General features: G+C 36.3%; 14 protein-coding genes and 3 pseudogenes. 7 read left to right on the forward strand and 10 right to left on the reverse strand.

All coding sequences use genetic code 11. The annotated features are described in order from the left end of the window. Positions 1-263: 263 nt before the first annotated feature. From CZ809_RS21590 to CZ809_RS21380, 5 genes and pseudogenes are all read right to left on the reverse strand, one after another. Positions 264-371, reverse strand: a pseudogene (locus CZ809_RS21590) (IS91 family transposase); the annotation flags it as partial. Positions 372-417: 46 nt separating this feature from the next. After that, positions 418-648: pseudogene (locus CZ809_RS21595) on the reverse strand (phage integrase N-terminal SAM-like domain-containing protein); the annotation flags it as partial. 189 nt (positions 649-837) lie between these two features. Continuing rightward, positions 838-1,344 carry a GNAT family N-acetyltransferase gene (locus CZ809_RS09170; protein WP_210434282.1) on the reverse strand — a complete coding sequence of 169 codons (507 nt, stop codon included), beginning with the start codon at positions 1,342-1,344 and terminating at the stop codon, positions 838-840. Beyond that, complete coding sequence (locus tag CZ809_RS09175) at positions 1,341-1,613, reverse strand: type II toxin-antitoxin system TacA family antitoxin (RefSeq protein WP_080157230.1); 273 nt, start codon at positions 1,611-1,613, stop codon at positions 1,341-1,343. Before CZ809_RS09175 ends, CZ809_RS09170 begins: the two co-directional genes overlap by 4 nt. A 123-nt stretch (positions 1,614-1,736) precedes the next feature. Beyond that, positions 1,737-1,891 (reverse strand): annotated as a pseudogene (locus CZ809_RS21380) (phage integrase N-terminal SAM-like domain-containing protein); the annotation flags it as partial. Between the two features lie 354 nt (positions 1,892-2,245). Between CZ809_RS21380 and CZ809_RS09180 the strand changes: the two are divergent. Continuing rightward, a complete protein-coding gene (locus tag CZ809_RS09180) occupies positions 2,246-3,082 on the forward strand; it encodes a leucine-rich repeat domain-containing protein (RefSeq protein WP_080157231.1) in 837 nt (278 codons plus the stop codon). Between the two features lie 135 nt (positions 3,083-3,217). Next, positions 3,218-3,682 carry an ASCH domain-containing protein gene (locus CZ809_RS09185; protein WP_080157232.1) on the forward strand — a complete coding sequence of 155 codons (465 nt, stop codon included), beginning with the start codon at positions 3,218-3,220 and terminating at the stop codon, positions 3,680-3,682. 142 nt (positions 3,683-3,824) lie between these two features. Here CZ809_RS09185 and CZ809_RS09190 read toward each other — a convergent pair whose 3' ends face one another. Together CZ809_RS09190 and CZ809_RS09195 are read right to left on the reverse strand one after the other, a co-directional pair. Then, positions 3,825-4,322 carry a hypothetical protein gene (locus CZ809_RS09190; RefSeq protein ID WP_080157233.1) on the reverse strand — a complete coding sequence of 166 codons (498 nt, stop codon included), beginning with the start codon at positions 4,320-4,322 and terminating at the stop codon, positions 3,825-3,827. 309 nt (positions 4,323-4,631) lie between these two features. Continuing rightward, the gene (locus CZ809_RS09195) at positions 4,632-5,015 is read right to left on the reverse strand and encodes a hypothetical protein (RefSeq protein ID WP_080157234.1); all 384 of its coding nucleotides are present in this window, start codon (positions 5,013-5,015) and stop codon (positions 4,632-4,634) included. 301 nt (positions 5,016-5,316) lie between these two features. On the opposite strand from CZ809_RS09195, the gene CZ809_RS09200 reads away from it, so the two are divergent. From CZ809_RS09200 to CZ809_RS09220, 5 genes are all read left to right on the forward strand, one after another. Next, positions 5,317-5,724: a VOC family protein gene (locus CZ809_RS09200; RefSeq protein WP_080157762.1), complete on the forward strand. Its 408-nt coding sequence runs from the start codon at positions 5,317-5,319 to the stop codon at positions 5,722-5,724. Between the two features lie 54 nt (positions 5,725-5,778). Beyond that, positions 5,779-6,288 (forward strand): GNAT family N-acetyltransferase, encoded by a 510-nt coding sequence (locus CZ809_RS09205; RefSeq protein WP_080157235.1) that lies wholly within the window; start codon positions 5,779-5,781, stop codon positions 6,286-6,288. Between the two features lie 62 nt (positions 6,289-6,350). Then, on the forward strand, positions 6,351-7,046 hold the full coding sequence (locus CZ809_RS09210) for an aspartate/glutamate racemase family protein (protein WP_080157236.1): 696 nt from the start codon (positions 6,351-6,353) through the stop codon (positions 7,044-7,046). Positions 7,047-7,172: 126 nt separating this feature from the next. After that, the gene (locus tag CZ809_RS09215; RefSeq protein ID WP_210434280.1) at positions 7,173-7,412 is read left to right on the forward strand and encodes a transposase; all 240 of its coding nucleotides are present in this window, start codon (positions 7,173-7,175) and stop codon (positions 7,410-7,412) included. 113 nt (positions 7,413-7,525) lie between these two features. After that, positions 7,526-8,545, forward strand: a complete 1,020-nt coding sequence (locus tag CZ809_RS09220; RefSeq protein ID WP_080157237.1) for a transposase — start codon at positions 7,526-7,528, stop codon at positions 8,543-8,545. Between the two features lie 331 nt (positions 8,546-8,876). On the opposite strand, the gene CZ809_RS09225 is transcribed toward CZ809_RS09220, so the two are convergent. The 3 genes from CZ809_RS09225 to CZ809_RS09235 form a co-directional block, all read right to left on the reverse strand. Beyond that, positions 8,877-10,223 carry a DEAD/DEAH box helicase gene (locus CZ809_RS09225; RefSeq protein ID WP_080157238.1) on the reverse strand — a complete coding sequence of 449 codons (1,347 nt, stop codon included), beginning with the start codon at positions 10,221-10,223 and terminating at the stop codon, positions 8,877-8,879. Between the two features lie 93 nt (positions 10,224-10,316). Continuing rightward, positions 10,317-10,595: a hypothetical protein gene (locus tag CZ809_RS09230; protein WP_045038647.1), complete on the reverse strand. Its 279-nt coding sequence runs from the start codon at positions 10,593-10,595 to the stop codon at positions 10,317-10,319. Positions 10,596-10,802: 207 nt separating this feature from the next. Then, positions 10,803-13,001 carry an immunoglobulin-like domain-containing protein gene (locus CZ809_RS09235; RefSeq protein ID WP_080157239.1) on the reverse strand — a complete coding sequence of 733 codons (2,199 nt, stop codon included), beginning with the start codon at positions 12,999-13,001 and terminating at the stop codon, positions 10,803-10,805. Positions 13,002-13,311 lie beyond the last annotated feature (310 nt).

The raw sequence follows: 13,311 nt of genomic DNA on the forward strand, positions 1-13,311 counted from the left end.
AATGATTTCGTTAAGGTGATTTCGTTGGGTATAGCTGCATAACAAATAAGGATATGTGTCGCGCAGCCGACACCTATCCGAAGTGTTGGACAAGCCCTAGCAAACCTTATATAAGTAAATATTGCGAATGTCATGAAGGGTGATACTGAAAAGAAGTCGAGCGTTATCCTTGGTGTGAACCAATAATTTTAATACTTTGATTTATAATAAAATCCTCTTTAATTATTACGCGTTAATGCCATTATCCTTATTATTTTACATTTTTATCTGGGTCGAAAAATCCCCGCTAATTGCATGACATGCTGACAGCATGGACAAAAGGGTTGTGCCGTTAAACGGACAACTTTTTGTTGTGAGGGCAACGTCAGGAAAAACATAGGGAAAAACATAGGACACCCACAACTTTCGTAAACCACTACAATCAATTCTGACGATGCTCCATGAATGGGTTTTAATCAATTGAGTAAAGTATCGCTTGAGATCATTCGTGGTTAACGTATCAGGCGATTTATCTAAATGGTGAGTAATGCGACGAAGTGCACGACTATAACCATCAATAGTACCTGGACGTTTACCTTGTAAGGTTAGGTGGGTAACATGTTGTTCATAAAGATAATCTGAACGTTGTTGTTGTTCGTTATTCATCATTAATACCCTATTAAAAGGAGTATTAAAGGTAGTTTAATCGTTGTCTACTTTACTCTGCCGCGCAGCGGCTTCGTTCAACAAATGCATCAATACGATACTTATAACATTCGGCGTTTTTGGTTTGAAGTATAATTGGTTTTGAAAGTTGGTCGTCAGCACGTGTTATGGTGGCGTTAACTGCTTCTCGGTTTAAATTAATTCACAGATACTAGCTCTAATGTCTGCAATTGTAATAAACAGTTTGTTATCAGTATCTTTGAATGCGGTAAAGCCGTACTTTTCATAGAAATCCTCAGCGCCATCTTTTGCATCAACAATGATGACAGGGAAGGCGACCGTTTCACTTGCCATTAATAGTTTTCTAAGCGCATCAATCAAAAGCCATTCACCGAAACCTTGACCTTTGTATCTATGGTCAACGGCTAAGCGAGCAATTAAACCACCAGAAGTTACACTGTGATGCTTCTTCTGTAATTTAGGAGGTAAATCCTGAATATCAATCGGTGTCATTGTTAATGTGTAATAACCAATAATGTGCTCAGGACATTGCTTATCTTCAAGAACAAAAGTACGAGTATTGTCTTTCTTAGCTTGTTGGCTTGCCATAACTTTCAAGTAATTATTGAGTGCGGTAATACCACAATCAAAACGATTTCGGTCATGTTTAGCTTTTTCTAATTGGACAGTATTCATTATTGAGTTTTATCCATATAACGTGAAGCTGCTTTTTGTAACTTGCTATTTGGCTTAGCTGGTTGGTCTAACGCAGTCATTAAAGTCATAGCATCTTGCTGGCTTAGTTGTAGGGTTCGTTCACGCTCCATAATAGTTTTTGCTTTTTCTACAGCAGCACTAAGCACAAATGAGTTAATGCTAGACATACCGGCAATAGCAGCAGCTTGAGATAGTAGTTCTTGTGTATCAATATCTACACGTGCTGTAATACGAGGTAATGTAGTAGCCATAATAATCTCCATTCAGTGTCAAAGTGGCACAGGTGAATTGTAGTTTAATTATTATACGCTGACAAGTTTTGTGCCATTTTGGCACGCTGTAAGAGATGGTAAGGGATAGGACATTCATAACTTTCGTAATCCATTACGATCAATTCTAACGGTGCTCGATGAATGGATTTTAATCAGTTGAGCAAAGTATCGCTTGAGATCATCAGTGGTTAATGTATCGGGGGATTTATTCAATGGTGAGTAATACGACGAAGTGCATGACTATAGCCATCAATAGTAAAAGAAACATAGGACACCCATAACTTTTTATTTCAAAAATAGATAATATTAACGCGATTATCTGACCTGATAATCATCATTCTCTACAGTGAATGTCTGTGAGGGCGATAAGGTGTCTATTTAGCGTGAGTATAAATATGGTTTTTTCTACTATTACCCTAACAATCATTAAGATGCATTAGTAATATAGGATTGATGACTTCATGAGATGGCGAAGTGAATAATTAGAATCACCAAGTGAAGTTATAAATACAAGGTTATGTTTATATTGTATTTTTTAAAATAAGAAAGTAATATTTAGCTTGTAATCAATCAAGGTAATAAATATAGGTTTCTTTCATAAAGAGTATAAAATGAGCAGTTATAAACAACTATTTACAGTGGCTACGTGTGGTTTAGTAGTATCTTTAAATGCATTTTCAGGTGAAATGCTGGATGTTAACAATATTAAATTTGAAGATAATAATTTTAAGAACTGTGTTTTAGCGCAAAAAATTATGAATCCGAAAAATATAACTAAACTAGTGTGTCGTCAGGTAAATATAGATCATGCAAATGAAGTTAGTTATTTTCCTGCTCTTAAGGAGTTATGGTTATCAGGATCACAATTGACGAACATAGATTTGAGTAAAAATACTGAGCTAACATCGGTATCTATAACTAAATCAAATCTAGCTAACTTAAATTTGAATAATAACTCCCAACTTACTGAGTTGAATGTTTCTTTTAACCATATTTCTAAGTTAGATCTTACAAAAAACCCACAATTAACAGATCTGAGCATCGTTTCTAATAAAATTGAAGATATTAATCTATCAGAAAATACTAAATTAATGTATTTGTGGGCAAAAGAAAATAATTTAAAAAAGATAGACTTTAGCCACAATCTTGAATTAATTCAAGCCGGGTTAACTGATAACCAGTTGTTTCAAATCAATGTTAGTCATAATGGTCAACTTAATAACTTAAGCTTAATGTATAATCAATTATCTGAATTAGATATAAGTAAGAATATTAAATTAACAAAATTACATATTACAGATAATAAAATTACTAAGTTAGATATTAGCCATAATCCTAGATTAAGAGCATTATGGGCAACTGGGAATCCGTTAGTTGAGTTGAATATCAGCTCTAATCCTTCTTTAAATGATTATGAAGTTGATGAGACTGTTTCTGTTAAAAAATAATTATTAAAACTTGATCGATAATATATGTGTCGAATTATCGGCACTTATTTTACAGAAAAGATGTATCCATATTATTTTTTAACTATTAACATATATTTTTCATTTGTTTCCGTTTTTATTAATAAAGAAAATTTCATGGAAGAAAAATCTCAAATCTACTTAAATAAATATCTCAATTCACTGTCTGAAATTGAGCGTAAAAAATACCAATCATTCAGTTCAGACTATTTTTGTGCTGATGAACATAATGCTAATTTGTGCGCAGAATTAATTCGAAGTGGGCAAAAGACAGCAACATGTAGCCTTAATTATTGGTATGTGTCAGAAAAAGAGTTAATGCCAGTTAATGGCCATTTACAAGTGGTTGTTGATTGGAACGGTGAGCCTATTTGTATTATTGAAATTGATTCAGTAGAAACGTGTAAATATAACGAAGTATCAGCAGAGTTTGCTTATGCAGAAGGTGAAGGTGATCGGTCATTAAAATGGTGGCGTGAAACGCATTGGCACTACTTTGCGACTGAATGCTCAGCGTTCAATATTGTGCCAAGCGAAGATATGGTACTGGTATTGGAACGATTTCATGTTGTTTATCGTTAGGAATAAAAAATAGCAATAAAGTAAAGGGGGTTAAAATCACTGTTTGGTTTAGTATTGTTTGTGCTTTATTAGCTATAATATTGTTGATTTTACATATGAATATAGAGATCGTATACGGCAAAGAATTACCTGATGCTTGATATTAAAATCCGGCAGCCCATCTATCAAATTCATCTATATTATCAATCTCTTTTTGTGTTTTTGGTGCAGGATAATAGGGTAGTGCAAGTAACTTTTCTGAAGGTAGTAGTTCCCATTCTGGAGTGATTTTAAAACGCTTCAATTTGCCTTCATTTTTTAGGTAAATATAATAGCCATCAGCATGGGTATTGGCATAACTTGCAATAGTCGCAATATCACCAGAGGGTAATTTTACTTTTCGTCCTAAAGGGTATAGCTGATGTAAGGCAAAGCTCACTTGTGGATCATGAATGTTGCCATCTCTAAAGTTTTTTAATCCGATAGCCGTTGATGTTGTACGTTCTTTCCATCCAGCTAAAGATAAGCCGTACATTGAATCTTTAAAAGGTTTTCCTTTCGTTTTTCCTTCATTAGATATAAATTGAACAATCACGGAATCACCAGATTCTTCAATGATTTCTAAAAAATTTTCACCTGTTATATCCGCTAAAAGTTTCATTCATCACCATGCGATGGTTATTGGTTATCATTCTATGTAGTGCAGTATTCTAAAGAAAAGAAATAATTATCACAAATAATAGTTAAATTTATCAATTTATTTTTATTATTACTTAAATATTAATTAATGTTTTAATCTCTATTTATTTAGCCATCTGATGATTTGTCGAAATAATGATTAATATTAAAAATGTATATCATTATATCAAGAGTTTCTGGATATTTATGTTGTAGTCTTTGATAGGGTAATACGAATTGTTGATGACACTCGGTACTGTTAGTTTTCCGAGTATCTTTATGTTTTATATGATTAATTTAACTGTAATGTGAAGTATTTAGAGACAGAGATAGATTCGATAAAAGAGTTAATATCTAAAGGGTAAGAGATATGAGAACTGATAATCGCAGCATTATATAAACAATAAACTAAATCCACCTTAATTATATTGTTTTCTAATTCATCGCCATTAATTAATTCTTCAACTTCAGTGTTAGATATTGCATTAATAGCCTTTTGTAATGACACACTTAATAATCGAGATTCTGAATCATAATTAAAGGAATGTACTGCGAATTCATCAATTGATATCTCAGCGCTATTATTATGAGTATCAATAAAAATAGGTTTGAAATTTTTCTTGAAGTTTACTGTTATTTTACCTTGCAAATCAAATGGGTATCTAATCTTTTTCATTGAATTAAACCTATAGTTATTTTCTATATGATAACTACATTTACTTTTTATTGAGATAGCATTTTATATTTTTTATTTTTACTAATGCTAAGTCGACTGGCTAAATTAGGTGTTTTAGAATTGAAAACTAGCAAATTTTAGGGCGGCCGTAAGTCTGAATAATAACTATCAATTCATTTAGATTTTATAGAGAAGATACATACATTGTTTTTCTTAAACGTGATTGTATATTTCTAGATGATCAATGAGTTTATGTTTGAAATCAGGTAAAATTCTGTTTTTAAATCGTGGTGAAAATATTATGAATAAGTCTGTTGAACAAAAAATAGGTAACATTGCTTTAGTTGTTGAAAACTATGATGATGCGATTGATTTTTATACTAAGAAACTGCAGTTCGAGCTTATCGAAGACACAGATTTAGGCGGTGGTAAACGTTGGGTTCAAATTTCGCCACCAAACTCTACAGGAACTAATTTACTTCTCGCACAAGCAAGTAATGATGAGCAATTAAAGTCTGTTGGTCATCAAGCGGGTGGCCGTGTATTTCTGTTTCTTCAAACGAATGATTTCTGGCGTGACTATGAGTTTATGCAAGCGCAAGGTGTTGAATTTACAGAAGAGCCTCGTGTAGAAGAATACGGTACGGTTGTTGTGTTTAAAGACTTATATGGCACTAAGTGGGACTTGTTACAATTAAACCAAAAATAATTGGTTCGTTAAAAAGATGTTTGAACAGTATTACTATTTTTAGGAACCTATTTGATGAAACTAATATCTGAAACAGAACAACTAATAATAAGACAATTAACGCTAGATGATGTTGAATTTATTATACAGTTATTAAATGAAGAAGCGTTTATTCGTTATATAGCAGATAAAAATGTTCGAACACATGCGGATGCTGTGAATTATTTAACGAATGGACCATTAGCCAGCTATCGTGATTATGGCTTTGGATTGAATTTAGTGTTACTGAAAGAGACAGCAACGCCGATTGGGATCTGTGGTTTATTAAAAAGAGAAGAATTAGATTATCCTGACTTAGGCTATGCATTTTTGACCGAGTTTTGTAAAAAAGGATACGCAACTGAGGCGGCTTCTTCTGTGCTTAATGTCGGAATGAAAGATCACTCTTTAAACACAGTCTTAGCGGTTACATTACTTGATAATGAAGGCTCTAATCGGTTATTACAAAAAATAGGGTTTGAGCTTAAAGGAACAATGGCGTTGTACGGTTCTCAAAACAATTTATATGAGTATACGTCGGCATAAAGGTAGTAAAGGTAGGACAGCCATAACAGTTCTATATCATTTTTAAAAGCATGGAGTGCAGTATGAAAACAATCGGAATGTTAGGTGGTATGAGTTGGGAATCGACGGCAAGTTACTATAAAGCGATTAATGAAGGCGTAAAAGCTGAACTTGGCGGGCTTAGTTCAGCAAAAATTTGTTTATACAGTGTGAATTTTGAGGAAATTGAAAAATTACAGCACCAAGGGCGGTGGAATGATACTGCTGTTATTCTTACACAGGCAGCAAAAGCGGTTGAGGCTGGCGGTGCTGATTTTTTAATTATCTGTACTAATACTATGCATAAAGTTGCTTCAGAAATTGAAGCCGAAATATCGATTCCTATTCTTCATATTGCAGACGCAACGGTGAAAAAATTAGTCAGTGATGGCGTTAAAAAAGTTGGGTTATTAGGTACTCGTTTTACAATGGAACAAGATTTTTATAAAAGTCGGTTAACGAATAAGTTTGAAATTGATGTTATTGTTCCAAGTGCTGAGAGTCGAGCTATTGTTCATAATGTTATTTATGATGAGCTCTGCAAAGGAATCATCAGTGCTGAATCTAGAGTGAAATATTTAAACATTATCAATGAATTATATAAAAGTGGTGCTGAAGCTGTGATTTTAGGTTGCACAGAAATAGCGTTATTGATTCAGCAACAACATACCGACATTCCGTTATATGACACCACTGAGATTCATGCGTTCGAAGCTGTTCAGTTAGCGCTCTTAAAATAGCAAGGACAGCTAAATAGCAAGGACAGCCATACCTTTTAATACCGAGCAAAAAACGGGACAGCCAAATCATTGCAGACTTTCGATAAGCTACTACACTTAAGCTTCAAGTTGCTTATGGTGGAAGAAATGACTGTCTCAAGACGTAAATTGATCGAACCTCAAATTACTCCGTATTATCATATTATTAATCGCTGTGTCAGGCGGGCTTATTTGTGTGGTGAGGATCCGTACAGTGGTAAGAATTACCAGCATCGACGTGGCTGGATCGTGAATAGAATCAAGCAATTGTCTGAGGTGTTTTGTATTGATGTTTGCGCCTATGCCGTCATGAATAACCACTATCATTTAGTCTTGAAAATCAGCTAAATAGCAAGGACAGCCATACCTTTTAATACCGAACAAAAAACGGGACAGCCAAATCATTGCAGACTTTCGATAAGCTACTACACTTAAGCTTCAAGTTGCTTATGGTGGAAGAAATGACTGTCTCAAGACGTAAATTGATCGAACCTCAAATTACTCCGTATTATCATATTATTAATCGCTGTGTCAGGCGGGCTTATTTGTGTGGTGAGGATCCGTACAGTGGTAAGAATTACCAGCATCGACGTGGCTGGATCGTGAATAGAATCAAGCAATTGTCTGAGGTGTTTTGTATTGATGTTTGCGCCTATGCCGTCATGAATAACCACTATCATTTAGTCTTGAAAATTGATACACAACAACAGCAGGCATTATCACCTCAAGAGGTTATTTCGCGTTGGTTACAGTTATTTAATGGTCATCCGATTGCGGTAGATTTTGTTAATAATGGTGATGTTGGTGTAGATAAGAAACAAGCGTTATCAACATTGGTTGCAGAATGGCAGTCACGATTAGGTAGTATTAGCTGGTTTATGCGGTGTTTAAATGAAGAAATTGCACGTAAAGCCAACAAAGAAGATGATTGTACTGGTGCTTTTTGGGAGGGGCGTTTTAAATCTCAAGCGTTGTTAGACGAACAAGCATTACTCTCTTGCATGATGTATGTTGATTTAAATCCTATTCGAGCAGGGCTCGCAACATCGTTACAAGATTCTGATTTCACTTCAATTCAACAGCGAATAGTAGAGTGCCATCAAACGTCTATAGCAAAAAAATCAACCTTAAATTCATCATCAATTAAGCGCTCTAAAATTGGATTATTACCTTTTGTTGGTGCTGAACATCAGGCTAAACAGGTAGGGATACAATTTGATTTTAAAGATTACTTAGAGCTGATTGATTGGACTGGACGTAGTATTCGCGATGATAAAAAAGGCTTTATTCCTGCCACTCAACCTAAACTGTTACAACAAATGGGGGTTAATGGAGATGCGTGGTTAGATAATAGCCATGTCTTTATGGAGCACTATACCAATGTAAGTGGTAAATGGTCGCGAATGTGTTCGTTTCAACAGCATTTTGGTGGCCGTTGGTGTAAAGGTAAGGTAGCGAGTCAAAGATTACACCCTAATTAAAAACCTATTTTTGATAAAGATGCTTATCACCGCAATAATCGTTTATTGTGGTATTTGGCGATCTTGTTAAACAATAAATAAGGTATTTTATTATTGTGAGGTTGGTTTTTGTTACATTAAAAACCGAAGTAAATGGTATTTGGTTGTTATTGTCTCAGTGTGTGGTGGTCTTGATGCTAGAAAGATATGGCTGTCCCATTTTAGTTATGGCTGTCTAATATCAAAATGTTGTTGAATTGTTATTGCTTCGATTTGGAAAAGATATGGCTGTCCCGTCTTAGAAAATATCGCCATAAAACTGTATAACAGATCTTATGGCGATTTATATCAGTTAAACGGATTTAGGCTTACGCGTTCCGCGTGGAATGCCCGTATCACGATCCGTAATTGGCTTGCGGTTTTTCGGCTTCTTTGCCTTTGGTTTATCAGTGCTTGGTGCATTGCTTCGCGGTTTACTATTGCGACGTGGCTTGTCACCGTTGTTATTATCATTTTCAGGCTTTTGGTATTTAGGCTTGAAGTTTAAAATAGAAATAGGCACTTCTTTAGTTGGTACAAAGCCTTCAATTTCTTTACGAACGATTAAGTGGCCTAACAGACGTTCAATCATGCATAAGTTTTTGAAGTTATCGCGTGATACAAATGAAATCGCTTCACCTTTAGAGCCTGCACGACCAGTACGACCGATACGGTGAACATATTCTTCAGGAGGGAAGGGCAGATCATAGTTAACAACGCGGGTTAGCTCATCAATATCAAGACCACGAGCAGCAACGCCTGTTGCGATTAAGTATTTTACTTTACCCGCTTTAAAATCTTCTAATACTTGCGCACGAGAACCTTGGCTACGACCACTGTGGATTGCTTCTGCGGCAATACCACGTTTTTCAAGTTGGCTTACTAATTTAGCGGCACCGTGCTTGGTTTCGATGAAGATTAATGCTTGATCCCATTGTTGCTCATTAATTAAATAGCTCAATAGAGAAGACTTCATGTCTTTATCAACAGTGATCAGACATTGATCAATTTTCGGCTGTGATGCTTCATCTTTAGCAACACTGATCTCAACCGGATTACGTACTGCTGTTTTTGCAAGAAGACGTACTTGAGCTGATAAGGTCGCTGAGAACAACATGTTTTGGCGATCAAGCGGTAAACGTTCGATGATCTTATTAATATCTTCGATAAAGCCCATATCTAACATACGGTCAGCTTCATCAAGCACTAAAATTTCAATCGCATCAAAGTGGATAGCACGTTTGGTGTACATATCCAATAAACGACCAGGTGTTGCTACTAAAATATCAACACCTTCAATTAGGCGACGTTTTTGTGGTTCGTAATCGACACCACCGTACATTGCCATTGAGGTTAAATTGGTGTGTTTGCTGTATTGAACAATATTTGCTTCAACCTGAACCGCAAGTTCACGTGTAGGCGCAAGAATTAATGCACGAACGCGTTTAGCTCGCACTTGCTGGCCATCATCAAGCATTTGCAGAATAGGAAGAACAAAACTAGCCGTTTTACCGGTACCTGTTTGTGCTGCTGCAAGTAAGTTTTTGCCGGTTAGTGCCACCGGAATGGCTTTTTCTTGAATCGGCGTAGGAGTGGTGTAACCCATATCGGTTACTGCTTTAACGATAGCGTCGCTTAATCCAAGCTTAGAGAAAGGCATGTAGAATCTCAGATAAATAAATCAAATAACGGCTATCTCTAAAAGTTAAAGTAATAGCCGACGAACAATGCCGTGGATTATAGCACGGCTACCTTAGGTCATTATATTATTTCGCATTAAGCCACGGCGGACGTTTTTACATAACTTTCCAAACTGGCGAATTTCATCAAACTGTGGCGTTACACCACGTTCAATTGCATGTTCCCAGTAACTAACTTCGGTATCGACTAGTTCTAATAATTTCTTAGGACAGCCAATACATTTATTATCAGGTCCACAAACAAAGGTTTCAGGTTCATAAAGTGGAAATGCCTGCTTAACCTCAGTCAGAAGTTGGCGCATTGCCGTTTGACGATCAGGTTTTTTATTCATGGTATCAAGTGTATCTAGGCTAAATTGGTATTCTAATTAAGCATAGTTAAAATAACCATGTTTATCTTATGAAAGGGTATTATTGGACAGATGAATTGATTGGTATTAGGGCTAGAAAGTTGATTTTGTCATCATAAAAAAACCAGCAATAAGTTATTTACTTACCGCTGGCTTATTATTAATTACTCATAGTTATTATCTAGATAATTACAGTTTGTCCCAAGCATCAGCCCAGTATTGGCTTGTTGCTGGTGCGTATGATGCACTTGCACACCAACCTGTGTATGGCCATGGTTTACATTGGTATATATTGCCATCAGACGCTAATACCTTATCACCTGCAAGGTAAGCTTTACCTGCTTCATAAGCTGGTGCATCTGTAACTGGTGGCTCAACTGTGCCTTTATCTTCTAAAGTGAAATGTGCACGTTGTTCTACGCTGTCATTGTTTGATTCAGCAATCATACGTAATGAGTATGTGCCAGCAACAACATTATCAAGCACCATATTAATGGTTTTGCTGTTATCGACCTTAGCCGTAAATTGACCACCTGAAACAGGGTAACCCATTGCATCAATGACATCGATTTGTACTGAAGCTGCTTTATTTGCGGTGTAATTAAGGGTTAATTTTGCAGTACCATTAGTGATGGTGTAGTTGCTATTAATACCGGTTAAACTCGCAGTAAAATCAAGCTCAGGTTGCTCTGTATCACCACAATCTGTGTCGCCAACTTCACGCCATACACCCCATTCGCCAGTGGTACCCGGTTCATGACCTTGTGTCCACCAACCTGCTTGCCACTCTTTATTGTTATGGCTGACAACATCACCTTCAACATAAGTTGCATCTGCTTTCCATGCTGGCGTACATACGATAGAACCATCGTTAACCACCACAACACGTTTTACAGTTACAGTTTGGTTTGCACTGTCTGTAATGCGGTAAATCAGTTCATATGAACCTGCAATAGCTGTGTTTACTGTGCCAGAAACAGAAATGTTTGTTGTTAGATCGCCGTCTTCAGCATCTGTTGCAGAAACGCCAGCCATTGGGTCAAAAATGTCACCCACTTTAATCACACTGTTTTCTACACCAGCAAAAGTAGGAAAGGCGCTAAAGACAGTGACTTTACGTGGTGATACGGTCTCGTTGTCATTTGAATCTGTTACTGAGTAAGTCAGCACATAATCACCAACACGTTGAGTATCAACATTACCCGTTACCGCGATTGAATCGGTTAGATTGCCATCTTCTTTATCGTTAGCTGTTACACCAGCCATTGGATCAAATGATGTTTTATGCTGTACGCGAGTATCTGTTATTCCAGCAATAGTAGGCTTTTCAGGTTGAACAACAGGTGGAGTTTGGCTGTGAACAAATGGACCATAGGTTTCAATAAAGCTGCTGTTGTATGCTTTACCTGAAGCATCAGTACCGATATCCCAGTTAATAGACCATGTCATCACACCACGAAGAGGCTGTGATTGTTTTTCTAAACGTACAAAAGCATTAAACAGATCTTGAGGATTCTTAATAAAACCGGTTGCCGCGGCATCAATGTTAGTTGGAATACCAAACACTAATTTGTCGTGTGGAATAGTAGTAAAGCCACGCGTACCGTTAACCAATGAATCCGCAATGTAATAAATGAACTCTTCTTTTAGTGCATCGTTATTTTGTGCAATCCAACCAGGGCCTTCAACATAAACACCGTCGCCACCTTGGTTGTAAAACTGAGGGTTGATCCAATCGTAGTAACCATCAAGAGCGGTGATATAAGGAATATATTTACCCGCAGCAGTTAAGTATGGGAACTCAGGAGCCATAGTGATAAGGAAGTTTTTACCTTGCTCACGGTAATGATCTTTTACGATGCGCAGTGCTGCTGGAATAACGGTTTGGTTATCTTTTGCATCAATCGCCGCTTGCTCAAGATCGATATCTAAACCATCAAAGCCATAAACATCAGTGAGGCGAATAATTTCAGCGGCAAAAGCATTTTCATCACCTTTTTGCAGCTCAACGTGTGCATCTGCGCCACCAAGTGCCAGTATAACGGCACGGCCTTGATCGTTTAGTAGCTTAATTTGGTTGATAAATTGTGATTCAGTTAAACCTGTTGCAGGGTCTAAATGAAAAGTAGGGATACGACCTTCGGCAGTGTCATAAACTTTCATAAAAGAAACAGCAACCACATTATACATTGGGTTCGTGGCTTTAAGGCTCATAGCGGGAGCATTACCTGCTTTATAACCACGACCGTCAGCCCAGTTATGCCAGTAACCAACGACAACGCCATTTTCAGGGTTAACCATCTTTTCACCAGCGTTGGCGGTGAAGCTCATAGAGGTTAACGCGAGAGCAATAGCATTTAATGTGAGAAACGTTGTTTTTTTATTCATTTATTTGACCCTAAAAAGAGGTAAGAGTTGTAATAATAAAGCGAATAAATGCTACCACAAGGGTAGGAGATGAGAAGCGTGATTGTGTAACAAAAAACATTTAAATCAGTTGCTTATGTGTCAATTAATTGGCGTATGAATATCACTTTTAGTCTGAAAACTGTCGTTATTTATTCTTAATTGAACAATGGTTTATTAGGTGGCGATTTTTTGGAATAAATGATGAATAAAATAAGCGTAAATATGAAAAAGGTCTCAGAAACAGATTGTTATCGTTGAAAGGGTTTTATGAATATATATTAATAAAATG

Origin of the sequence: Photobacterium piscicola (assembly GCF_900166965.1) — a bacterium.
In the GTDB taxonomy this organism is placed as follows: Bacteria; Pseudomonadota; Gammaproteobacteria; order Enterobacterales; family Vibrionaceae; genus Photobacterium; species Photobacterium piscicola.

Coding starts and splice junctions, on each gene's coding strand:
- CZ809_RS09175 (WP_080157230.1), bottom strand. CDS start 1,613: ATGGCTACTACATTACCTCGTATTACAGCACGTGTAGATATTGATACA.
- CZ809_RS09180 (WP_080157231.1), top strand. CDS start 2,246: ATGAGCAGTTATAAACAACTATTTACAGTGGCTACGTGTGGTTTAGTA.
- CZ809_RS09185 (WP_080157232.1), top strand. CDS start 3,218: ATGGAAGAAAAATCTCAAATCTACTTAAATAAATATCTCAATTCACTG.
- CZ809_RS09190 (WP_080157233.1), bottom strand. CDS start 4,322: ATGAAACTTTTAGCGGATATAACAGGTGAAAATTTTTTAGAAATCATT.
- CZ809_RS09195 (WP_080157234.1), bottom strand. CDS start 5,015: ATGAAAAAGATTAGATACCCATTTGATTTGCAAGGTAAAATAACAGTA.
- CZ809_RS09200 (WP_080157762.1), top strand. CDS start 5,317: ATGAATAAGTCTGTTGAACAAAAAATAGGTAACATTGCTTTAGTTGTT.
- CZ809_RS09205 (WP_080157235.1), top strand. CDS start 5,779: ATGAAACTAATATCTGAAACAGAACAACTAATAATAAGACAATTAACG.
- CZ809_RS09210 (WP_080157236.1), top strand. CDS start 6,351: ATGAAAACAATCGGAATGTTAGGTGGTATGAGTTGGGAATCGACGGCA.
- CZ809_RS09215 (WP_210434280.1), top strand. CDS start 7,173: ATGACTGTCTCAAGACGTAAATTGATCGAACCTCAAATTACTCCGTAT.
- CZ809_RS09220 (WP_080157237.1), top strand. CDS start 7,526: ATGACTGTCTCAAGACGTAAATTGATCGAACCTCAAATTACTCCGTAT.
- CZ809_RS09225 (WP_080157238.1), bottom strand. CDS start 10,223: ATGCCTTTCTCTAAGCTTGGATTAAGCGACGCTATCGTTAAAGCAGTA.
- CZ809_RS09230 (WP_045038647.1), bottom strand. CDS start 10,595: ATGAATAAAAAACCTGATCGTCAAACGGCAATGCGCCAACTTCTGACT.
- CZ809_RS09235 (WP_080157239.1), bottom strand. CDS start 13,001: ATGAATAAAAAAACAACGTTTCTCACATTAAATGCTATTGCTCTCGCG.